This window comes from Pseudooctadecabacter sp., from assembly GCF_020627745.1.
GTDB lineage: Bacteria > Pseudomonadota > Alphaproteobacteria > Rhodobacterales > Rhodobacteraceae > Octadecabacter.
On the sequence record NZ_JAHDGE010000018.1, the window covers coordinates 23,010 to 45,141 of the forward strand.

At 59.9% G+C, this 22,132-nt stretch carries 23 protein-coding genes; 18 read left to right on the forward strand and 5 right to left on the reverse strand.

Translation table 11 applies throughout. The features are described 5' to 3' along the window. The first annotated feature begins 1 nt into the window (after nt 1). The 3 genes from betB to QZ653_RS08890 are packed head-to-tail and all read left to right on the forward strand — an operon-like array spanning nt 2 to nt 3,795. Nucleotides 2-1,459: a betaine-aldehyde dehydrogenase gene (betB, locus tag QZ653_RS08880; RefSeq protein ID WP_296419643.1), complete on the forward strand. Its 1,458-nt coding sequence runs from the start codon at nt 2-4 to the stop codon at nt 1,457-1,459. Beyond that, on the forward strand, nt 1,459-3,102 hold the full coding sequence (gene betA / locus QZ653_RS08885; protein ID WP_296419646.1) for a choline dehydrogenase: 1,644 nt from the start codon (nt 1,459-1,461) through the stop codon (nt 3,100-3,102). The genes betB and betA overlap by 1 nt, the downstream gene beginning before the upstream one ends. Nucleotides 3,103-3,156: 54 nt before the next feature. After that, entirely contained in the window at nt 3,157-3,795 is a 639-nt protein-coding gene (locus QZ653_RS08890) for a thermonuclease family protein (protein ID WP_296419648.1), read from the forward strand. Here the strand turns inward: QZ653_RS08890 and QZ653_RS08895 are convergent. The 3 genes from QZ653_RS08895 to QZ653_RS08905 are packed head-to-tail and all read right to left on the reverse strand — an operon-like array spanning nt 3,792 to nt 6,926. Beyond that, nucleotides 3,792-4,241, reverse strand: coding sequence for a CoxG family protein (locus QZ653_RS08895; protein WP_296419650.1), 450 nt, complete (start codon nt 4,239-4,241; stop codon nt 3,792-3,794). The two genes, QZ653_RS08890 and QZ653_RS08895, sit on opposite strands and share 4 nt — an antisense overlap. 15 nt (nt 4,242-4,256) lie before the next feature. Next, a complete protein-coding gene (locus tag QZ653_RS08900) occupies nt 4,257-5,651 on the reverse strand; it encodes a helix-turn-helix domain-containing protein (RefSeq protein WP_296419652.1) in 1,395 nt (464 codons plus the stop codon). 48 nt (nt 5,652-5,699) lie between these two features. Then, nucleotides 5,700-6,926, reverse strand: a complete 1,227-nt coding sequence (locus QZ653_RS08905) for a multidrug effflux MFS transporter (protein ID WP_296419653.1) — start codon at nt 6,924-6,926, stop codon at nt 5,700-5,702. Nucleotides 6,927-7,117: 191 nt separating this feature from the next. Here QZ653_RS08905 and QZ653_RS08910 point away from each other — a divergent pair, with 191 nt between their 5' ends. The 8 genes from QZ653_RS08910 (at nt 7,118) to QZ653_RS08945 (ending at nt 13,648) form a co-directional block, all read left to right on the forward strand. Beyond that, entirely contained in the window at nt 7,118-8,650 is a 1,533-nt protein-coding gene (locus QZ653_RS08910) for an acyl-CoA carboxylase subunit beta (protein ID WP_296419655.1), read from the forward strand. After that, nucleotides 8,631-9,035: a DUF6497 family protein gene (locus QZ653_RS08915; protein WP_296419657.1), complete on the forward strand. Its 405-nt coding sequence runs from the start codon at nt 8,631-8,633 to the stop codon at nt 9,033-9,035. Before QZ653_RS08910 ends, QZ653_RS08915 begins: the two co-directional genes overlap by 20 nt. 217 nt (nt 9,036-9,252) lie before the next feature. After that, complete coding sequence (locus QZ653_RS08920) at nt 9,253-9,402, forward strand: hypothetical protein (RefSeq protein ID WP_296419658.1); 150 nt, start codon at nt 9,253-9,255, stop codon at nt 9,400-9,402. Nucleotides 9,403-9,480: 78 nt separating this feature from the next. Then, a complete protein-coding gene (locus tag QZ653_RS08925) occupies nt 9,481-9,855 on the forward strand; it encodes a hypothetical protein (protein ID WP_412766004.1) in 375 nt (124 codons plus the stop codon). A 333-nt stretch (nt 9,856-10,188) separates the two neighbouring features. Next, nucleotides 10,189-10,392 carry a hypothetical protein gene (locus tag QZ653_RS08930; RefSeq protein ID WP_296419660.1) on the forward strand — a complete coding sequence of 68 codons (204 nt, stop codon included), beginning with the start codon at nt 10,189-10,191 and terminating at the stop codon, nt 10,390-10,392. A gap of 105 nt (nt 10,393-10,497) precedes the next feature. Then, nucleotides 10,498-10,698, forward strand: coding sequence for a hypothetical protein (locus QZ653_RS08935; RefSeq protein WP_296419662.1), 201 nt, complete (start codon nt 10,498-10,500; stop codon nt 10,696-10,698). 88 nt (nt 10,699-10,786) lie between these two features. Continuing rightward, a complete protein-coding gene (locus tag QZ653_RS08940; protein WP_296419664.1) occupies nt 10,787-12,829 on the forward strand; it encodes an acetyl/propionyl/methylcrotonyl-CoA carboxylase subunit alpha in 2,043 nt (680 codons plus the stop codon). Nucleotides 12,830-12,835: 6 nt separating this feature from the next. Next, complete coding sequence (locus QZ653_RS08945) at nt 12,836-13,648, forward strand: hypothetical protein (RefSeq protein ID WP_296419666.1); 813 nt, start codon at nt 12,836-12,838, stop codon at nt 13,646-13,648. Nucleotides 13,649-13,652: 4 nt separating this feature from the next. Here QZ653_RS08945 and QZ653_RS08950 read toward each other — a convergent pair whose 3' ends face one another. Continuing rightward, the gene (locus tag QZ653_RS08950; RefSeq protein WP_296419668.1) at nt 13,653-14,123 is read right to left on the reverse strand and encodes a DUF4174 domain-containing protein; all 471 of its coding nucleotides are present in this window, start codon (nt 14,121-14,123) and stop codon (nt 13,653-13,655) included. Nucleotides 14,124-14,301: 178 nt separating this feature from the next. Between QZ653_RS08950 and QZ653_RS08955 the strand changes: the two genes are divergently transcribed. Genes QZ653_RS08955 through QZ653_RS08985 form a run of 7 tightly spaced genes read left to right on the forward strand, consistent with a single transcriptional unit; the run spans nt 14,302 to nt 20,559 of the window. Next, a complete protein-coding gene (locus QZ653_RS08955) occupies nt 14,302-15,288 on the forward strand; it encodes a hypothetical protein (protein WP_296419670.1) in 987 nt (328 codons plus the stop codon). After that, on the forward strand, nt 15,248-17,374 hold the full coding sequence (gene scpA / locus QZ653_RS08960) for a methylmalonyl-CoA mutase (protein ID WP_296419672.1): 2,127 nt from the start codon (nt 15,248-15,250) through the stop codon (nt 17,372-17,374). The genes QZ653_RS08955 and scpA overlap by 41 nt, the downstream gene beginning before the upstream one ends. 3 nt (nt 17,375-17,377) lie before the next feature. Next, a complete protein-coding gene (locus QZ653_RS08965) occupies nt 17,378-17,974 on the forward strand; it encodes a VOC family protein (RefSeq protein ID WP_296419674.1) in 597 nt (198 codons plus the stop codon). Beyond that, nucleotides 17,974-18,447, forward strand: a complete 474-nt coding sequence (locus QZ653_RS08970) for a GNAT family N-acetyltransferase (protein ID WP_296419676.1) — start codon at nt 17,974-17,976, stop codon at nt 18,445-18,447. Before QZ653_RS08965 ends, QZ653_RS08970 begins: the two co-directional genes overlap by 1 nt. Nucleotides 18,448-18,478: 31 nt before the next feature. Further along, nucleotides 18,479-19,162, forward strand: coding sequence for a molecular chaperone DjiA (locus QZ653_RS08975; protein ID WP_296419678.1), 684 nt, complete (start codon nt 18,479-18,481; stop codon nt 19,160-19,162). Beyond that, entirely contained in the window at nt 19,159-20,160 is a 1,002-nt protein-coding gene (locus QZ653_RS08980; protein ID WP_296419680.1) for an endonuclease/exonuclease/phosphatase family protein, read from the forward strand. The genes QZ653_RS08975 and QZ653_RS08980 overlap by 4 nt, the downstream gene beginning before the upstream one ends. Before the next feature lie 36 nt (nt 20,161-20,196). Further along, a complete protein-coding gene (locus QZ653_RS08985) occupies nt 20,197-20,559 on the forward strand; it encodes a hypothetical protein (RefSeq protein WP_296419681.1) in 363 nt (120 codons plus the stop codon). Here QZ653_RS08985 and QZ653_RS08990 read toward each other — a convergent pair. Then, a complete protein-coding gene (locus QZ653_RS08990) occupies nt 20,556-22,124 on the reverse strand; it encodes a Ppx/GppA family phosphatase (RefSeq protein ID WP_296419684.1) in 1,569 nt (522 codons plus the stop codon). The two genes, QZ653_RS08985 and QZ653_RS08990, sit on opposite strands and share 4 nt — an antisense overlap. Between the last annotated feature and the right edge of the window lie 8 nt (nt 22,125-22,132).

Sequence of the window (22,132 nt, forward strand, 5' to 3'; positions counted from 1 at the left end):
GATGGGTTACGACATTCAACCGACCGCCAGCCACTTTATCGACGGCGCCTACGTCGAGGATACTGCCGGCACCCCGATCCCTGTGATCTGCCCCGTGTCCGAACAGGAAATCGCGCGGGTCTACGCGGCGACACCTGCGGTGATTGAACAGGCGCTGGCGGCGGCCAAAAGGGCACAGGTGGCTTGGGCCGCCATGACCGGCACCGAGCGTGGCCGGGTGTTGCGCCGTGCGGCAGATCTGATCCGCGAACGGAATTACGACCTCAGCGTGTTGGAAACCAACGACACGGGAAAACCGCTTCAGGAAACGCTGGTTGCAGACGCCACGTCTGCCGCCGATGCCCTTGAATACTTTGGCGGAATAGCGGGCAGTCTGACCGGCGAACACGTGCAGTTGGGCGAGGATTTCGTCTACACCCGGCGTGAGGCGTTGGGCGTATGCGTGGGCATCGGCGCATGGAACTACCCCACCCAGATTGCCGCATGGAAGGGCGCGCCCGCGCTGGCCTGTGGCAACGCGATGGTGTTCAAACCGTCCGAGACGACGCCGCTTTGTGCGTTGAAAGTCGCCGAAATTCTGCACGAAGCAGGCGCGCCTGCAGGAATTTACAATGTGGTGCAAGGCATGGGCGAAGTGGGCCACGCCCTGATCACCGACCCGAGAGTGGCCAAGGTGTCATTGACCGGGTCGGTGCCCACCGGTCGCAAGGTTTATGCCGCTGCGGCCGAGGGCATCCGCCATGTCACCATGGAACTTGGGGGCAAATCGCCCATGGTGATCTTTGATGATGCCACGCTTGAAGACGCCGTTGGCGGCGCCATTCTGGGCAACTTTTACAGCTCGGGGCAGGTGTGTTCCAACGGGACGCGTGTGTTTGTCCAGAAAGGCATCAAAGAGGCCTTTCTGAAACGGCTAAGTGAACGTCTGGCAGATGTTAAAATGGGCGATCCTTTGGATGAGACCGTGAATTTCGGACCCTTGGTGAACGCCCGGCAGCTTGAGATCGTGCAGGGGTTTATTGCCAAGGGGATCGACGAAGGTGCCCGCCTTGTGTGTGGGGGGCAACGTGAGGATATGTCCGGTTACTTCCTGCAACCCACTGTATTTGCAGACGTTACCGACGACATGACCATCGCCCGAGAAGAGATTTTCGGTCCCGTGTTGTCGGTTCTCGATTTCGAGGACGAGGCCGAAGTGCTGGCGCGGGCCAATGATACGGAATTCGGTCTGGCCGCTGGCGTGTTTACCAATGACATCGGCCGGGCACACCGGATGGCCGCTGGGTTCGAGGCCGGAACCTGCTACATCAATACGTACAATCTGGCCCCCGTCGAAGCGCCCTTCGGCGGGTCGAAACTGTCCGGTGTGGGGCGTGAAAATTCGAAAAACGCGGTAGATCACTACAGCGAGATGAAATCGGTCTACGTGGCCATGACCCCCGTTGAAGCCCCGTTCTGATGCAAGCCGATTACGTGATTGTAGGGGCCGGAAGTGCGGGATGCGCTATGGCGTTCCGGCTGGCCGAAGCGGGGCGGTCCGTTCTGGTGATCGAAACCGGTGGCACCGATGTGGGACCCCTCATCAACATGCCCGGCGCGCTGTCCTATCCGATGAACATGTCCCTCTACGATTGGGGGTATCGGACCGAACCGGAACCGCATCTTGGGGGGCGCAGGCTGGCGTGTCCGCGCGGAAAGGTCATTGGCGGATCATCGTCCATCAACGGCATGATTTACGTGCGCGGACATGCGCGGGATTTCGATCATTGGGCGGAAACGGGCGCGGACGGCTGGGCGTATGCGGATGTCTTGCCCTACTACAAACGGCTTGAAGACTGGCATGACGGTGGCCGTGGCGGAGATCCGGACTGGCGCGGCAAAGGCGGGCCTTTGCATGTGACACGCGGCCCCGGTCAAAATCCCCTGACGCAGGCATGGATCAAGGCCGGCGGGCAGGCCGGATACGAATTGACAAGCGATTACAACGGTCAGCAACAAGAGGGGTTTGGCCCCTTCGACGCCACAATCTGGAAAGGCAAACGCTGGTCGGCGGCGTCTGCCTATCTGCGCCCCGCCCAGGCCACAGGCCGGTGCGAGATTGTGAAAGGTCTGGCAGCGCGCGTCATCCTGTCGGACGGTCGCGCGACCGGCGTTGAACTGACGGACGGGCGCATCATCGAGGCGCGGGCCGAAGTGATCCTGGCCGCCTCGGCAATCAATTCGCCCAAGTTGCTGATGTTGTCGGGGATCGGGCCTGCTGCCCATCTGGCCGGGCACGGCATTGATGTGGTTGCGGACAGGCCGGGCGTTGGGCAGAACCTTCAGGATCATCTTGAACTGTATGTCCAAATGGCTGGCAAGGGACGACATTCCCTTTATAAATACTGGTCTTTATTGGGAAAAGCCTGGGTCGGTGCCCAATGGCTTTTTGCCAAGTCGGGGGTAGGCGCGTCGAACCAGTTTGAAGCTTGCGGATTTATCCGGTCGCGTGCCGGCATCGAATATCCGGACATTCAATACCATTTTCTGCCCCTTGCGGTGCGATATGACGGTGTTGGCGCAGCGGAGGGGTTTCAGGCCCATGTCGGGCCGATGCGGTCCGAATCCCGCGGTGAAATTACGTTGACCTCCGCCGATCCAAAGGCCGATCCGCGCATTTTCTTCAACTACATGTCTCAGGAAAGTGACTGGATTGATTTCCGCAAATGCATACGGCTCACGCGGGAGGTGTTTGCGCAGGACGCTTTCGCCCCCTACCGCGATGAGGAACTGATCCCAGGACCGCAGGCCCAAAGCGATGATGAGTTGGACGATGTGATACGCCAGCATGTCGAAAGCGCCTATCATCCATGCGGGACGTGCAAAATGGGGCGGGCCGATGACCCGATGGCGGTTGTCGATGCCGAGGGGCGGGTCATTGGTGTCGAGGGACTTCGGGTCGCGGACAGCTCGATCTTTCCGAGAATTACAAACGGAAACCTGAACGCACCGTCCATTCTGGTGGGTGAGAAGATGGCCGATCACGTGTTGGGCAAGACCCCACTGCCGCCCAGTAACGACGCCCCCTGGATACATCCCGAATGGCGGACACAGCAGCGTTAAGCATTTGTTCAGTTCCCCCTTGTCCGGAGAGGACATTAACACTTAATTAAGGGAATGATCCGGTTTTGTTCTCTTTTGCTTTTGCTTGCCTCTCCTGCTGTTGCAGATTTAAGGGGGACAATCAGTGTCGTCGATGGCGATACGATCCATGTGGGCTCGGCGACAGTCAGGTTGCACGGCATTGATGCGCCCGAACAGGACCAGACCTGTGAAGATCGCCAAGGACGTACGTGGCCCTGCGGGGCATTCGTCAGCGAACGTGTAAGCCTGCGCTATGATGGAGAACGTGCAATTTGTAACGTGGTTGACGTGGATCAATACGGACGAAATGTTGCAAAATGCTATGTCGACCAACGTGATATTGCCGATGATATCGTCGCGGAGGGGTGGGCCGAAGCCTACCGCAGGTATTCGATGGATTATGATCTGACCGAAAAAGGCGCGCAGGTGCGTGGTGTGGGGATCTGGTCAGGGACCATGCAATCCCCTTCGGCATTTCGCGCGGAACAGCGTGGTCAGACCACATCGGGGCGTTGCATCATCAAGGGCAACATCTCCGCGTCAGGTATGATCTATCATATGCCCCACAACCGCGATTATGCCGCGACGCGCATCAACGAAGCGCGCGGAGAACGCTGGTTTTGTTCAGAAGCCGAGGCGCGGGCCGCAGGGTGGCGCGCAGCGCGAAACTAGGCCTTTCCGGTTTCGACCACCGACTGAAAATTCTCGAAAAACTGATCGGCCATCTTCTTGGCAAACCCGCCAACAATCCGGTTGCCAAGCTGGGCAAGTTTCCCACCGACCTTGGCGTCAACGTGATAGGTCAATTCGGTCCCGCCATCGACGTCGGCAAGGGAGACATTCGCAGCCCCTTTGGCGAAACCCGCAACGCCGCCTTTGCCTTCGCCGACCAGACGGTAGCTGTCCGGCGGGGTCACGTCTTCAAGCGTCACTGCCCCCTTGAAGGTGGCCTTTACGGGGCCGACCTTTTGTTTCACGACGGCCTCGAACCCGTCGTCGGCGGATCCTGTCAAGGTCTCGCATCCGGGGATGCAGACCCTCAGCGTGTCAGGATTATTTAAGTGATCCCAGACTGTTGCGCGATCTGCCGCAATAATGCGTGTTCCGTCAAGTTCCATGTCTTCGCCCCCCGATCAATCCAGTTGATAGGGTAGCATACCGCGTTCGTTCGGGTCCACGCGAAGTTGGCGTTCCAATGGCGGGACAGACCTGTGCGGGCAGCTTTGCCGTTCGCATATCCGGCACGAGATGCCGATAGGTTCGAACGCCGCGACATCGTCAAAAGACAAGTGGTCTGCGTAAACCAGCGCCCGCGCATGTTTGATTTCGCATCCCAGACCGATGGCATAGCGGCGGGTCGGAATGCCCCATGCGCCGCCTGGCTTGCTGACATCGCGCGCAAGGCAGAAGTACCGGATACCGTCAGGGGTTTCGGCCAACTGGCGCAGCCAGCGACCCGGCGTTTCAAACGCGCCGTGCACGTTCCAAAGCGGGCAGGCCCCGCCAAATCGGGCAAATTGAAGGGTTGTGGCGGAATGGCGTTTGGTAATGGTGCCTGCGGGATCAACGCGGACGAAAAAGAACGGAATGCCTTTGGCGCCGGGGCGCTGCATAGTCGATAACCTGTGGGCCACCTGTTCCAGAGACGCGCCGAACCGGTCCGCCAGACGTTCCAGATCATGGCGGCAGGTCTGGGCGGCTTGCAAAAATTCAACATATGGCATGAGGGCCGCGCCGGCAAAATAGTTCGCCAATCCCACCTTTGCGATGCTGCGCGCCTGCGGGGATTGAAACCGCGCGAGGTCGAGTGTCGCTTCAAGCAAGGGATCCTGCCTGATCAGGGCCACCTGCAGTAACAGCTGGAACCGCTGGGTCGACGGGGCCGCGGTCCGTGACAGCCGCAGTGTCTTTGTATCGGGGTCATAGAGGCGGATGGTGCTGTCGTCGCTCAATGCGGTCCGGACACCTTCCTCCGCCAGTGCGGCGCGGGCCGCGCCTTCGATATCCCCGTTGGCCTTCGCCGCAAACCGTTCGGCGGTCCGGTCGACGGCATCAATGTAATTGTCGCAGTAATGGAAGAAATCGCGCACTTCTTCCCACGGGCTGGGTTGGAGGCGGCTGTCTTCGCGGCCCAGAGCCTCATCCAGAGACGACAGACGTTCATGGGTCTGGCGATAGGCGGTGTGCAATTCAAGGAAAGCCCGCGCAAGGGCCGGGGCGTTGGACGCGGCAAGCCGCAAATCGGACAGGGCGGGGGCCGGGCCGCTGAAAATCGGGTCGGCCAGCGCCTCGCGCATGTCGCCCACAAGACGCGCCTCATCCCCGGATTGAAGTTCGGTGACGTCGAACCCGAACTCCTGTGCCAGCGACAGGACCACGGTTGTGGACACGGGCCGGTTGTTGTTTTCCATCTGGTTCAGATAGGGCAGCGAGACACCAAGCTTTTCGGCAAATGCCTTTTGTGTTGCGCCGACGCGACCGCGCAATTCGCGTAATTTTGCGCCTGCATAAAGTTTGTGAGGTGCCATCGTCCGTTCCCTTGCTAAGTTGGGAATAGACTTTGCAAACCGGCCCGTCTACCCCGCCACGGCCCGTGACCGCACGATCACCCAGATCGCGCAGGCAACCGACGCGATTGTGGTGAGCAGCATCAAAACAATCAGAGGCAATGCCCCCGTTCCGGGCCCGAGGATAAAGCTGGCAATGGCCGATAGGCCTGCGCCGCCGCCGATCATGAAGGCCCCGCCAAGACCCGATGCAGACCCAGCAAGGTGGGGGCGGACAGACAACATGCCGGCATTGGCGTTGGGCAGAAGGATACCGTTGCCCAGTCCGATAAAGATCATGAAACCAAAGAAAACCGCCGGATGCTGCCAGCCGATCAGATCGCAGGCCAGCAACATGACCATGCCCGTCACAGTGATCGCAGCACCGTAGAGGACCATGGCGTTGACACCGATGCGGACCGAATACCGACCCGAAAGTCCGTTCCCCACAAGATATCCGATCGCCGGCGCGCCGAAGTACAGGCCCAGTTCGGCCGGCGACATATTGAAGACATCTGACCCGACGAAAGGCGCACCGCCCAGATAGGCAAAAAAGGCCCCCGACGCAAAGGCGGCCGCCAGACAATAGCCCCAGAACCGTTGCGAGGTCAGCAACGCAGGGTATTCGCGAACCTGTGCACGAAAGCCCCCCTCGCGGCGGGTGAATGTCTCTCCCTGATCCAGAATAACCATAAACAACAATAAGATACCGCCACCTGCCAACATCCAGAACGATGCCTGCCACCCGAACCACTGGTCCAGTGCACCACCGGCCACCGGCCCCAGCATCGGCACGATGGACATGCCCATCGTCACGTAGCCAATCATCGACGCTGCCTGATCTTGCGGGACCATGTCGCGGACGATGGCGCGGCTCATGGCAAATCCTGTGGCGATCGAGGTTTGCAGCAACCGGCACATCAGAAAAATGCCGAACGTGGGCGCGAAAATGGCGCCGATGCTCATCAGGACAAAAAGGGCGACGCAGACAATCACGATGGGTCGCCGTCCGTATCTGTCGGAGATCGGGCCGATGATAATTTGAACAACGGCCGTCATGGCCAGATACAGCGACACGGACAGTTGCATCAGGCTGTAGTCCACGCCGAAATGCTCTGCCATGGAGGGCAGGGACGGCAGAAAAACATTCAAAGACAGCGCGCCCACACCTGCCATCATAATAAGGGTGGCGATATGCGGGGGGGTTGTCCTGTCGAGGAACCGAGAAGGGGCCCGGGCCGGGCTTGTGTCAGTCATTTGCTCAAGGTAGGTCCGCGGCCCGCGGGCGTCCAACGCTAATTCTAGGCCTTCTGGCTGATTTGCAAGTTTGCAGGTGGAGGCTTTATTCCGGCCGATTATTTGCAAATTTACTGGGTGGGCAGGCGATTGGGACTCGGATCACGGGTGCATGTCCGTTAGTTTAATGCAAACCAGACGGGGACAAGATGATGACCGATATCCTTCACGAACTTGAACAACGCCGCGCGGCGGCACGTTTGGGCGGCGGGCAGGCGCGCATTGACGCACAGCATGGTAAGGGCAAGCTGACAGCGCGGGAACGGGTCGAATTGCTGGTCGATGAGGGCAGTTTCGAGGAATTTGATACGTTTGTGACCCATCGTTGTACCGACTTCGGGATGGAGGCATCCAAACCTGCGGGCGACGGGGTCATCACAGGGTGGGGGACGATCAACGGTCGTCAGGTTTATGTATATTCTCAGGACTTTACCGTTCTTGGGGGATCAGTGTCCGCGACCCATGCGGCCAAAATCTGCAAGATTATGGATATGGCCATGCAAAATGGCGCACCGGTGATCGGGATCAATGACAGCGGCGGTGCGCGGATTCAGGAGGGTGTGGATTCCCTTGCGGGCTACGGCGAGGTTTTCCAACGCAACATCATGGCCTCGGGCGTGGTTCCGCAGATCAGTCTGATCATGGGGCCCTGTGCGGGCGGGGCTGTCTATTCGCCTGCGATGACAGACTTCATCTTTATGGTTAAAGACAGCTCTTACATGTTTGTGACCGGTCCGGATGTGGTCAAGACGGTGACAAACGAACAGGTCACCGCCGAAGAGCTGGGCGGGGCTGCGACACATACGCGCAAATCCTCGGTCGCGGATGGCGCTTTTGAAAACGATGTCGAGGCTTTGGCCGAATGTCGGCGTCTGGTTGATTTCCTGCCGCTGAACAACCGGCAAAAGCCGCCCGTCCGACCGTTTTTTGACGACGTCGACCGGGTGGAAAGCAGCCTGGATACTTTGATCCCCGACAATCCCAATCAGCCCTACGATATGAAGGAATTGATCCATAAGATCGCGGACGAGGGCGATTTTTATGAAATTCAGGAGGATTTTGCGGGCAATATCCTGACCGGCTTTATCCGTCTTGAGGGGCAGACCGTGGGGGTCGTGGCCAACCAGCCGATGGTTCTGGCCGGCGTCCTTGATATTGACAGCGCGCGCAAAGCCGCGCGCTTCGTGCGGTTTTGTGATGCGTTCGAAATTCCGATCCTGAGCCTTGTGGACGTGCCGGGTTTCCTGCCGGGCACGACGCAGGAATATAACGGCGTGATCAAGCACGGGGCGAAACTGTTGTTCGCGTATGGAGAGGCGACGGTGCCCAAGGTGACGGTGATCACCCGCAAGGCCTATGGCGGAGCCTATGTGGTGATGTCGTCCAAGCACATGCGCGGTGACATTAATTATGCCTGGCCGACGTCCGAAATTGCCGTGATGGGCGCCAAGGGCGCGACAGAGATTTTGCACCGCAAGGATCTGGATGATCCTGAAAAAACCGCAGCCCATACGAAGGACTACGAAGACCGTTTCGCCAATCCGTTTGTGGCGGCAGAACGCGGCTTTGTGGATGAGGTCATCATGCCGCGAAATACCCGCAAAAGGCTGTGTCGTGCCTTCGCGGGACTGCGGGGAAAACAGCAACAGATGCCGTGGAAAAAGCATGACAATATCCCACTTTAGAGAGGCCAAGACAGCGGTTGTCACCGGCTTTGCTTGTCTGATTGCAACCTGCGCCGTCAGTGCACAGGACATCCCCGTCCCATCCGGACAGCCGTTGTCATTCCTCGAGTTTATCTCGGAACAGGACGGGTTGTTGGTGCGGTTTCGGTTTTTGACGCCACAGATCGGTGACAGGTATGATTACCTGACCGTTTTCCCTGATTTTCAGGCCCTGTGCGATGAACAGGTTGTACCGGTTCTGACCCAAAACGGGCTGTCGCCTGCGCAAATTGTGCTGTCCATGTCTGCCGCAGACATCCCCTTTGGTGAAGATAACCCCGACGTTTTGCAGTTTTTCGAGATTTTTCGTACTGAAAACGGCACCTGCATCTGGGAGGAATTTTAATGTCTCCACAATATCTTGCGGCGCGAACCTCATCTCAGGGGGGAGTTGATGCAGGGGAGTCACAGCAGCGGGCGTTGCAAACCCTGTCGTATCTTTCAGCCCGACCTTCGCGTAGTTTTCCACAAGGTTACACCCAAGTGACCGACCCTCAAAAGGCGAGGGAAATCGGGCGTTTGTCCGACGACCTTCGTGTGGAAAACAGAGACAGGAGACTAACATGTCCAAGAGCATCAAGAGCTTTGTGGCCGTTTCATTGCTGGCCATCACGGCCGCATGCGGCAGCAGCGACGCAGGTGACGTCGAAGAATTCGTGGTCGTTGACCCGGTTCCGGTTACCGTTGAACCCGTGTTCACCGGCAAATTCTAAGACACCGGACGATCAACAGCCGGGACAGGCGTTCGCGCCTGTCCCATCCCCGCGCCTTGCCCCTTCAATGCGGGGCGCATGATGGAAAAACATCGCGGATTTCCAAGTCGCCTGCCCAGCACCGATTTTCAGTTCACGATCCGGCGTCCCGTAAAGAAGGGTCTGCCGCCGAAATTGCATGCCCGCGAAAGATACGCAGACCGTCGCCCCGCTGACCGGCGCGCAGACGAGGGGTTCTTGTGGGCGCTGATGACCCACTTCGGCGAAGAGGAATTCGTGCGCGGCAATCTGGACGCAGGCCGCCTCAACTGGGTGTTCGGCCGCGAGGTTGTACCCGCAGAAGACCCTTTTGATCCGGAGAGTTACGATGCCCTCCTGAAGCTTGATATCGACCTGATCCACCGCAATTTTCCCGACATTTTCCGCCCTGACTGGGCACCGGGGGGCCAGTGACGTGGGCGAAATTTGGCCGATGACACCACGCGTCTGGCGGGAATTAGCCGATTTCGGCGGTTGGTTTGCCACGGCAGATGACAGGTCGGATGCGGTGTGCAACCGTCTGGGTGTGGCTGGGGATTTCAGCAAAATCCTTCGTTCACATTGTCAATACCGTTACCCTTCCCCTCGTCGGTTCGGACCTTTCAGGCCCGGACCGACACCCTTGTTAATGCCCCGAGCGGTTGAATTGCGCCGTCGCGGTCCGGATGCCCAGAAAAGTCTTGAAATAAAGCGGCAAACAGCCGATTCTGCCGCCCATAAGACAAATCAAAACAAGGGCAGTATCTTATGCAATCTTTCCGAATTCTTCTGGCCGTCGCCGCGATCGCGTCGCTTTCGGCCTGTCTCGACAATGATCTTGAACGCGGCCTCGCGGGTGCGGCGGCAGGTGCCGTTGTCGCTGAAGCCACTGGCGTTGATCCTCTCACCGGTGCCATCGCAGGCGGTGCGGCGGGGGCCTTGTGCGACGAAGTCATCGCAGCCTGCCGCTAAGATCGCGACGGGTCCACTGGGCCCGTGTATTAAAAGTTTGCAAACGCCGGAACCTATCGTCGGGTCCGGCGTTTCCTTTTCGCATTCTCGAAAAGGAACCTTACCATGGTTAAAATCCTCAAACTCACCACCGCTCTCGCTGCCGTTGCCTTTGTGGCGGCCTGTGACAACGACGTTGAACGCGCTTTGGGTGGCGCTGCTGCCGGTGCCGTTATCGGCGAAGCGACAGGCAACGACATTGGCACATCTGCTGCCGCAGGCGCCCTTGCTGGCGTGTTCTGCGACGACGCCGGCGTTTGTAACTGACACCACGCGCTTCGGCGCAACCGATACTTATCTGAACCGCCGTGCTGGGGACATCCAGCGCGGCGGTTTTGCTTTCTAGGGGAAGAGAATGTTCAAGAAAATCCTGATTGCCAACCGCGGTGAAATTGCCTGTCGCGTTATCAAGACCGCCCGCAAAATGGGGATCAAGACGGTGGCGGTCTATTCTGATGCAGACCGCAATGCCCTGCATGTGCAGATGGCGGATGAGGCAGTGCACATTGGCCCGCCGCCTGCCAATCAATCCTACATCGTGATCGACAAGATCATGGAGGCGATCAAGGCCACAGGCGCTGAGGCCGTGCATCCCGGCTACGGGTTCCTGTCGGAAAACCCGAAATTCGCCGAGGCGCTTGAGGCCGCTGGCGTGGCCTTTATCGGCCCGCCCAAAGGCGCGATCGAGGCGATGGGCGACAAGATCACGTCAAAGAAAATCGCGCAGGAGGCCGGTGTCAGCACGGTGCCCGGCCACATGGGTCTGATTGAAGACGCGGCTGAGGCCATCAAGATTTCCGGTGAGATCGGCTATCCGGTGATGCTCAAAGCCTCCGCCGGGGGCGGCGGTAAGGGCATGCGCATCGCGTGGAATGAGGATGAGGTGGCCGAAGGGTTTCAGGCGTCCAAGAACGAGGCGGCCAGCAGCTTTGGCGATGATCGCATGTTCATCGAGAAATTCGTGACCCAGCCGCGTCACATCGAAATTCAGGTGCTGTGTGACAGCCACGGCAACGGCATTTATCTGGGCGAACGGGAATGTTCGATCCAGCGCCGCAACCAGAAAGTCATCGAAGAGGCGCCCAGCCCGTTTCTGGATGACGCGACGCGCAAGGCCATGGGCGACCAATCGGTCGCTTTGGCCAAGGCCGTGGGATATTCCAGCGCCGGTACGGTGGAATTTATCGTCGATGGCGACCGGAACTTCTATTTCCTTGAGATGAACACACGTTTGCAGGTGGAACACCCCGTGACCGAACTGATCACCGGCGTTGATCTGGTCGAACAGATGATCCGCGTGGCCTACGGCGAAAAACTGGCGATGACCCAAGACGATGTCACCTTGACCGGCTGGGCCATGGAAAGTCGTCTGTATGCCGAGGATCCTTATCGCGGGTTTCTGCCGTCCATTGGTCGTTTGACAACCTACCGTCCGCCGGCGGAGGTCGCAGCGGGGCCCTTGCTGGACACAGGCAAGTGGCAGGGCGATGCACCTGCGGGCACCCACGCGGTGCGCAATGACACGGGCGTTTATGACGGGGGCGAAATCTCCATGTATTATGACCCGATGATCGCCAAGCTGTGCACATGGGCGCCAACCCGTGCCGACGCGATTGAGGAAATGCGCGTGGCCTTGGACAGTTTTGAGGTGGAGGGGATTGGCCACAACATTCCCTTCCTGTCGGCTGTATACGACCACGAGAAATTCACGTCCGGCAATATGACCACCGCCTTTATCGAAGAAGAATTCCCCGACGGCTTCGACGGCGTGTCTCTGGCAGACGCGGACATCCCGCGCATTTCGGCTGCTTGTGCCGCCATGCACCGCGTCGCTGAAATCCGTCGTACGCGGGTCACGGGCCGCATGGGCAACCACGAACGGCATGTGGGCAAGGATTGGGTTGTCAGCCTTCAGGGCGAGAGCCATCCGGTGGTGATTGAGGCCGACCGCGACGGGGCGAATGTGGCCGTGGGAGATGCTGTTCTGCGGGTTGAAAGCGATTGGACGCCCGGCCAGCCCTTGGCGCGGATTACGGTGGACGGCGCGCCGATGGTCATGAAGGTCGGCAAAGTGTCCGGCGGATTCCGCATCCGCTATCGCGGGGCGGACGTGAAGGTCCACGTGCGCACGCCGCGTCAGGCGGAACTGGCCCGGCTGATGCCGGAAAAACTGCCCCCCGATACATCCAAGCTTTTGCTGTGTCCCATGCCCGGTCTGATCGTGAAGGTCGATGTCGAAGTGGGCGACGAGGTGCAGGAAGGTCAAGCGCTGTGCACGGTTGAGGCCATGAAGATGGAAAACATCCTGCGGGCCGAAAAGAAGGCCACGGTCACCAAGATCAACGCAGGCGCGGGCGACAGCCTGTCTGTGGATGATGTCATCATGGAGTTTGAATAGGCGTCCATGGATCTGACCGTTCATATCGGGGCACACCGGACCGGATCGACCCTTGTGGCGCAGGCGATTACGGCCAGCGTCGAGGCTGATCCCGCCTGCGGAGTTGCCGTTTGGCACCCCCGTTACCTGCGGTCCATTGGCGGCTGGCAGGCGGTGCCCCGTTCGGTGACAGCGACCGGCGCGCCCGCATCGCGCGCCGCCGGACGAGTTCTTGCGACCCTTTCGGACCGTCTTGCCGAAGATGCCGCCGCGCTGGATGCGCAGGGCGTGCGCCATCTGGTGATTTCCGAGGAGAACCTTGTGGGGACCATGCGCACCAATATGACGCAGTCCGCCTTTTACCCGGACGTGGCCTCACGCCTGCGGGCCTACGCCTCTGTCCTGCCGATGGTGCCTGCGCGCGTGGCCCTTGGCGTGCGCGACTATGGCGCTGTCTGGTCATCTGCGTTCCATTACATCCCGCAGTCGGGAAACGAAGCCCCATCGCGGCAGGCCGCCCGAACGGCCCTGCTAGATCATGATCGAGGCTGGCCGGACGTGATCGAAAGCATTTACGACGTCTGGCCCGATACGGAAGTGTATGTTTGGCAGCAGGAGGATTTGGAAGATCACGCAGCGATGATCTGCGCCGGTCTTCTTGATTTGCCGCACGATAAGGTCATGGTGCCAAGCCAGCGGGTGAACCGTCTGAAATCATCCACGGATCGCAGCCCCCTGTTCACACCCGATGAACGCGCGTTGCTGACACAGCGGTATCACCGGCATCTGTCATCGCTTCATGCGACAATGGCCGCACCAAGCCATCAGGTCGCGCAATGACGGATCAGCCGTTGTCTCTGTTGTCTTCAATCTCCTGCTGCCGCAAGGGCATCTTGTCGATAGTGCGGGTTATTTCGCGCACGTCCCACGGGGCAGGTTTGCGCAGTTCGACTTGTCCGTCCTTTCCCATGATGACCAGCATGAACCCGCGCGGGCGCAATTGCGTGCGCAGATCGCTGGCCGCGTCGGGATCGGTGTCGGTAAGGATGATGACATCACGTTCGGCCAGATCATCCGGCCGGTCCGCAAGAAGGGCCAGTTGCTGGCGAAACCGAGGGTCGTTCGGGCTGTCGGCAAAAACGACAACGGGCCGCGCCAGCCATTCCAGATCGGACAGGGCGACATCGGTCGCGGCAATGGGCACGGACCTGTCGGCGTTCCAGACATCGGCCAGCCCTGTGGGTGTATCTTCTGTCTGTGCGGTTACAGCACCGGCGCATGCGAAACACGCAGCTGCAAGACATATTCGGATCATTCTGTTCCCCTTTGATCACGATATAGGAACGAATGGGCCCAAGGCGAAGGCCCGTCAGGCCATCGACCGGTACAATTTTACGTTTAACCTTATGGTCAGCTTATACGGGCATTTACCAAAAAGGGAATCGCGGCAATCGTGTGATGTGATCTCCCGGTATTGGTGGAGGGTCCTGCGTATGGATATCAATTTGCACTTGGGCGCGCATCGCTGCGCTTCATCGACATTTCAGGGATATTTGTGGCGCAACCGCGTGGCGCTGGCCCGGGGTGGCCTGACATGCTGGACCCCGAAACGGACCCGCGATGGCCTGATGGCAGGGATGATCCGCCACCCGGAAAGTATCACTTTGCAGGATGAACACCGCGCCGCGCGATCTGTCGGGCGCATCCGGTTGGAAATCTCCCGCTTGGGCCGTGCGGGGCAGGACAGGCTTCTGATCAGTGAAGAAAACCTCATCGGGTCAAGCCGCCGGAATGTCAGAATGACGTCGCTTTATCCGCTGGTGTCCGAACGGCTGCTGCGGTTTGTCCCTGCGTTCGAAGGCCACCGCCTGCGGATCGGGATCGGTGTGCGCAGTTATGAGGATTACTGGGCGTCTGCACTGGCGTATATTTTGCAAACGGGCGGCGCGCGCCCCACGGTTGACCAGTTGGATTTCCTCACCACACAGCCGCGCCGCTGGCGCGATGTCATTCGCGATATCGGGGCAGTTTTTCCGCAAGCCGATGTTTTTGTCTTTCCGTTCGAACGGTTTGCCGATCAACCGGACGCAATTCTTGACACATTCTGCGACGGTGCTGCCGATCCGTTGCCGGCAGGTTTTACCCATCACAACAAAAGCCCCAATCTGGGTGAATTGAACACTTTGCTGGATCTGCGCGGAGAACGCAGGCTCGACGGGGGGGCGCGGTCGGATCACCGGCGCTGGATGCCGTTTGACGAGGATCAGCGCGCGGTTTTGCGGGCAGAGTATCGCCGCGATCTGGCGTGGCTCAAAGCGGGGGCCGAAGGCCTTGCCCGTTATGTCGAAGGGCGAAAAACGCCTGCGACGCTGCCTGACAGGGCACAGGAAGAAACACGCGTGGGGACACCGACCCTGACGCTTATGAAAGGACAGACGGATGGGATCGAAAAACGACTGGAAAGACCGCGCACAGGCTGAATTGCGCGGGCGTCCTCTGGATGATCTGACATGGAACACAATCGAAGGCATTGATGTTCAGCCGGTCTACGGGGCCGATGACATCGCTGGCCTGGATCATCTGGGGACCATGCCGGGTGAGGCCCCTTTCACCCGTGGCGTGAAATCCACCATGTATGCGGGGCGTCCCTGGACCATCCGGCAGTACGCAGGATTCTCCACCGCTGAAGCCTCAAACGCCTTTTACCGCAAGGCGTTGGCCGCTGGTCAACAGGGGGTGTCCGTGGCTTTTGATCTGGCAACGCACCGGGGCTATGACAGCGACCATGAACGGGTGGTGGGCGATGTGGGCAAGGCCGGTGTTGCCATCGACAGCGTCGAGGATATGAAAATCCTCTTTGATGGCATTCCGCTGGATAAGGTGAGCGTGTCGATGACCATGAACGGCGCGGTCATCCCGATCCTTGCCAGCTTTATCGTGGCGGGTGAAGAACAGGGCCATGACCGCAGCGTGTTGTCCGGCACGATCCAGAACGACATCCTCAAGGAATTCATGGTGCGCAACACCTATGTCTATCCGCCGGAGCCGTCGATGCGACTGGTGGCTGACATCATTGAATATACCGCGGGTGAGATGCCGAAATTCAACTCGATCTCCATCTCGGGCTACCACATGCAGGAGGCGGGTGCGAACCTTGTGCAGGAACTGGCCTTTACCTTGGCCGATGGGCGCGAATACGTGCGCACGGCCATTGCGCGCGGCATGGACGTGGACCGTTTCGCGCCACGTTTGTCGTTCTTTTTCGCCATCGGCATGAATTTCTTCATGGAGGCCGCCAAACTGCGCGCGGCCCGTCTGCTGTGGTCGCGGATCATGTCGGAATTCGAACCAAAATCCGAAAAATCCAGCATGTTGCGCACCCATTGCCAGACCTCCGGCGTGTCCTTGCAGGAACAGGACCCCTACAACAACGTCGTGCGCACCGCCTACGAAGCACTGGCCGCTGTTTTGGGCGGCACCCAATCGCTGCACACCAACGCACTGGATGAGGCGATTGCCCTGCCCACGGAATTTGCAGCCCGAATTGCCCGCAACACCCAGTTGATTTTGCAGGAAGAAACCGGCGTGACCAATGTGGTCGATCCGCTGGCAGGGTCATACTATGTCGAAAAACTTACCGCTGATCTGGCGGAGGCCGCGTGGACACTCATCGAAGAGGTCGAGGAGATGGGCGGCATGACCAAGGCCGTGGCCTCCGGCATGCCGAAACTGCGGATCGAGGAATCGGCGGCGAAACGGCAGGCGATGATCGACCGCGGTGATGAGGTGATCGTGGGCGTCAACAAGTACCGGTTGGACAAGGAAGACCCCATCGACATTCTGGATGTGGACAACGTGGCTGTCCGCGATGCCCAGGTGGCGCGGCTTGAACGTATCCGCGCCAGCCGCGACCAAGCCGCCTGCGACGCCGCCCTGGCCGAGGTGGAACGCCGCGCACATGAGGGCGGCAACCTGTTAGAGGCCGCCGTCGAGGCCGCCCGTACCCGTGCAACCGTGGGAGAAATAAGCATGGCCATGGAAAAGGTTTTCGGCCGTCACCGCGCCGAAGTGAAGACATTGGCAGGCGTTTACGGTGCCGCCTATGAGGGCGACGAGGGCTTCGCCGCCATCCAGAAAGATGTGGAGGCGTTCGCCGAAGAAGAAGGCCGCCGTCCGCGTATGTTGGTCGTCAAAATGGGGCAGGACGGTCACGACCGTGGCGCCAAAGTCATCGCCACAGCCTTTGCCGACATCGGCTTTGACGTGGACGTGGGCCCGCTTTTTCAAACGCCCGAGGAGGCCGCACAAGATGCGGTGGACAACGACGTGCACGTCATCGGCATTTCGTCCCAAGCGGCGGGGCACAAGACCTTGGCGCCCAAGCTGATCGAGGCGTTGAAGGCTGCGGATGCGGAGGATATTCTGGTGATCTGCGGCGGGGTCATCCCCCAGCAAGACTATGATTTCCTAAAGAAATCCGGCGTGAAGGCCATCTTTGGGCCGGGCACAAACATCCCCGAAGCTGCGCGTGATATCCTGCGTTTGATCCGCGAGACGCGGACGTAATCCATGCGGTTGGATCACTTGGCGATTGCGGCAGAAACCCTTGAAGAGGGGGTGGCCTGGGCTGAGGACAAGTTGGGCGTGACCTTTTTGCCCGGTGGCAAACATGCGCGGTTTGGCACCCACAATCGGCTCTTGGGTCTCAAGGACGGGTTGTATCTTGAAGTGATCGCCGTTGATCCGGATGCCACATCCGACGGTCCACGCTGGTTCGGGCTGGACAGTTTCACTGGCCCGCCCCGGCTGGCGAACTGGATTTGCGAGCCTGCGGATTTCGACGCGTGGCTGCGTCACGGGATGCGCGCGGTGCCTATGGCACGGGGCGATTTGCGTTGGGATATGGGCGCGCCGGAGGACGGCAGCCTGCCCATGGGCGGAGGGTTTCCCACCGTTTTGCGTTGGCACACAGACACGCCGCCGGGCCAAAGCCTGCCCGCGTCGGGCTGTGCCTTACAACGTCTGACGATCCGTCATCCGCAGGCAGAGGGCCTTGCGGCTGAACTGGCGCCTGCATTGTCCGACCCACGCGTGGCGTTTGAACCCGCTGCAACCGTGTCCCTGTCCGCGATGATGCAAACGCCCTTAGGGGCGGTGACGCTGTGATGATCCGGCCCGCCGCCGTTGCCGACGCATCGGCGATTGAGGCGCTTTGGACGCCGGCTGTCCTGAATACACCGATGACGTTCAACCCTGTCCCGAAAACCGTGGACGAGATCGCAGACATGATTGCCGCGCGCAGCTGTTTCTTGGTGGCCGAACAGGCGGGGCAGGTCGTGGGTTTTGTCACCTATGGGCCGTTCCGTAGCGGGCCGGGATATGTGCATACGGCGGAACATACCGTCCTTGTGGGCCCTGCGATGCAGGGCCAAGGCGCGGGTCAGGCGTTGATGAATGCTGCGATGGATCATGCCCGCGCAGCGGAAATCCATGTGCTTGTGGCGGGCGTCAGCGGCGAGAACCCGCGCGCGATTGCGTTTCACCAACGGCTGGGGTTCGACCCCGTCGCGCGGATGCCCGAAGTCGGGCGCAGGGACGGGCGGTGGCTTGATCTGGTTTTGCTGCAAAAACGGCTCTGACATCCGGTGCGGGATTGGCTAAGGTTGGCCTATGTCGATCTGGACCCGCATCACCGACGCTTTGTCGTCCCTTGCCGCTGGCGACAGCCTGTCGGATGTCTTTGCCAAGCTGCGCACGCCGCCTGAACGGTCGGTTGCCTTTGCCATCGCGGTGATCGCTTTGGGTGCAAAAATGGCCAAGGCCGACGGGCAGGTCACCAAGGACGAAGTCGCGGCGTTTCGTGAAGTGTTCGTGATCCCCGAGGGCGAGGAAAAGAACGCGGGGCGGTTGTTCAATCTGGCCCGTCAGGACGTGGCGGGGTTTGAAGACTACGCCCGCAAAATCAAGGCGATGTACAGCGATGATGACAAGGCTCCGCTGTGCGATCTGATGGAAGGGCTGTTTCACATCGCCTTGGCAGACGGGGTCTATCACCCCAATGAGGATGCTTTTCTGGAACGGGTGGCCGATATTCTGGGGTTGGGGGACGCGCGGTTCAAACGTCTGCGGGCGCAATTTGTCCCCGACGCGTCCCGTGATCCTTATGACGTCTTAGGGGTCTCTCCCGATGCGTCCCGCGAGGAAATCCGCAAGGCGTGGCGGCAGTTGGTGCGCGAAACCCATCCTGACCAGATGATTGCCCGCGGTGTGCCGGAAGAGGCCGTGAAGCTGGCACAAAAGCGCATGATCGCGATCAACCGCGCTTGGGAAGACATCAGTGAGCGCGCCGCGTGAAACTCGCGACCTACAATGTCGAATGGTTTTCCAACCTCTTTGATGACGACGGGCGGTTGTACGACGATGACCGGTGGTCGGGCCGCCGCGATGTGACACGCGCCCAGCAGACCGCCGCCCTTGGCCATGTGTTTGCCGCGATGGATGCCGACGGGATCATGGTGATCGAAGGCCCCGACGCCCATGCGCGCCGTGACGGGGCCGCCGCATTGGAAGGGTTCGCCGCGCGGTTTGGCCTGCGCGCGCGCAAGGCGGTGATCGGCTTTGTGAACCAGACCCAGCAGGAGATTTTGTTCCTCTATGATCCGGACGTTCTAACTGCGACCCATGATCCGCAGACCCTTGGTGCGCCGCAATTCGATGGCACGCTTGAGATGGATTTGGACACCGATGCGGAGGCGGAGGTGATCCGTTGGTCCAAGCCGCCGCTTGAACTGGCCGTCACCCACAAAGACGGTGCTGCATTCCGCCTCATCGGGGTTCACGCCAAATCGAAAGCCCCCCATGGCGCCAAAAGCGATGCCGATGCCTTGCGCATTTCCATCGCCAACCGGCGCAAACAACTGGCCCAATGCATCTGGCTGCGCCGCCGCATTGAGGCGCATCTGGACGCCGGGGACCGGATGATCGTCATGGGTGATTTCAACGATGGGCCGGGCTTGGACGAGTTTGAAAAGCTTTTTGGCCGGTCGGGGGTTGAGATTGTCTTAGGCGAAGGTGCCGGCGCGCAGCTGTTTGATCCCCATGCGCAGATGGCCCTGTCCCGCAGGCTGGGGGCTGCGCCTGCGACCGCACGGTTCAAACTGCCGCCCCATGGTCGGTATTTGTCGGCGCTGTTGGATTATATCATGGTGTCGGAAAATGTGCGGCGGATGGGGGCAGAGTGGACGATCCTGCATCCCTTTGACCATCCCGCGTGTTTTGCCGACAAACCGCTGATGGAGGCGCTGTTGACGGCCTCTGATCATTTTCCGGTCGTCATGACGATTGACCCTTGATTTGGGATTTTGGCCTTGGGCCCCTATATTAGCCTCATGAAACACATTGTTCTGAGCCTTTGCCTTGCCATTCCATTGCCTGTCACAGCGCAGGAGGAGGGCGATATTGATGAGGGGTTTTCCCTGATGGAGGAGGGTGCGAAGCTGTTGTTTCGGGGTCTCATGTCCGAGATGGAGCCCGCGATTGACGACTTCGCCGGAATGGCGCAGGAGTTGGAACCGGCGTTGGAGCTGTTGGCCACCGAAATGGGACCGGCCTTGATGGAATTGATGCGCCAGTTGGACAGCGTGCGCTATTATGAGGTGCCGGAAATCTTGCCCAACGGCGACATCATCATCCGCCGCAGCCCTGATGCGCCCGAATTCATTCCTCCGGACAACGCGCCGATCGACCTTTAGTCTTCGGTCTTGGGGCGGCGCTTGCCTTTGACGCGCACGGACCCTGTCGCGCCGATGGCGCTGGCCAGTGCGTCAAACCGCGATTGGGCGACTTCACCAAACAGGGGGGCTGCGGCCTCTTGCAGGACCAATTCGAGCGTGCCTGCTTTGGCGGAATATTTCAACGTGGCCGCCTGTTCGTCGGCCTTCATCCACAACATCGCACCCAGCCGCATGGCGCGCCCCAGAATTTCGGCGCGTTGTTGGTCGGCCTCATCAATGAGGCTAAAGAGTTCTTCAAACCGCGATCCTTCGCGTTTGTTGGAATAGCGGTGCAGCAGTGCAATGCCGAGGAACACCCGTTCGGAGTGTTTCAACCCGCCAAGGTTGGCACGTGTAGCGTTGTCAAAAACGACCTCGTGGCGGTAATCGGGATGGGCGCGCCAGCTGACGTCATGGAGGAGGCACGCCGCGCGGATCAGACGTTTGCGTTGAAAATTTGCCCGTCCAAACAAGGGCATAACGAAATGATAGAGCGTGCGGCCAAAGCCCGGCAGGCGGGCGTCCTTGGCCTCGGCAAAGCGGCAGGCTTCGATCAGGGGGTCGCGTTCGCGCAGCTCTTGCGGCATTTGTTCGTACAGCATTCCTTCGCGGATGCCGTAGCTTGAGATGGTGATGTCCTTGGGTTTGAACCGGCCAATGACCTCACGCAGGACCCGCACCGCGTAGGGGACCAGCGACATGCGACTGTCGGAAATGCCACACCGTGCGCGCAGTTCCTGCAGGTCGGATGCTTCGATGTATTTCATCGTCTTGATGATGCGCGCAGGCGTCATGCGGTATTCATGCAGCACGGTCATCGGATAGCCGCGCCGTTCCATATCGACCCGCGCGATGGCCCGCCATGACCCGCCCACCAGAAACAGACGCTGGCCGGTGACTTCGTTCATCTGGCGAAACAGGTCTTTGACCGTTTCCTTGATATAGCCGTGGCGGGCTTTCTTCGATTTGATCTCCCGCAGTTTGAGAGGACCCAAAGCAGAAGTCACACGGCGGCCCACGCGGCCTTCGGCCAGATCGGCCAGTTCCAGTGAGGATCCGCCGATGTCACAGACCAACCCGTAGCTGCCGGGCCAGCCCAACAGCACGCCTTGGGCGGACAGACGTGCCTCCTCCTGGCCGTCGATCACCCAGATTTTCAGGCCGGTTTCGCGCAGCACATCGGCGCGGAAATCCGGCCCGTCCTCGGCCTCACGCACGGCGGCGGTGGCCACGGCGGTCAGCGGGCCGATGCCCAGACCTTCGGCAATGGCCACAAAACGGCGAATAGCGGACAGGGCGCGCAGGCGGCCTTCGGGGTTCAGACGGCCCGTTTCGGCCATGCCCGCGCCAAGTCCCGCCATGATCTTTTCGTTGTAAAAATAGGCGGGGGACCGTGCGGCCCCGTCGAAAATCACCAAACGGACGGAGTTGGACCCCACGTCGATGACGCCCACGCGGCTGAGCGCGCGCGCCTTGGGGTCGTTGAACAACGGGCGGCCAAAGGGGCCCCAGTCGGGTGTGTCTTCGGTGCTGGTGCCGTCCATGTGTGGTC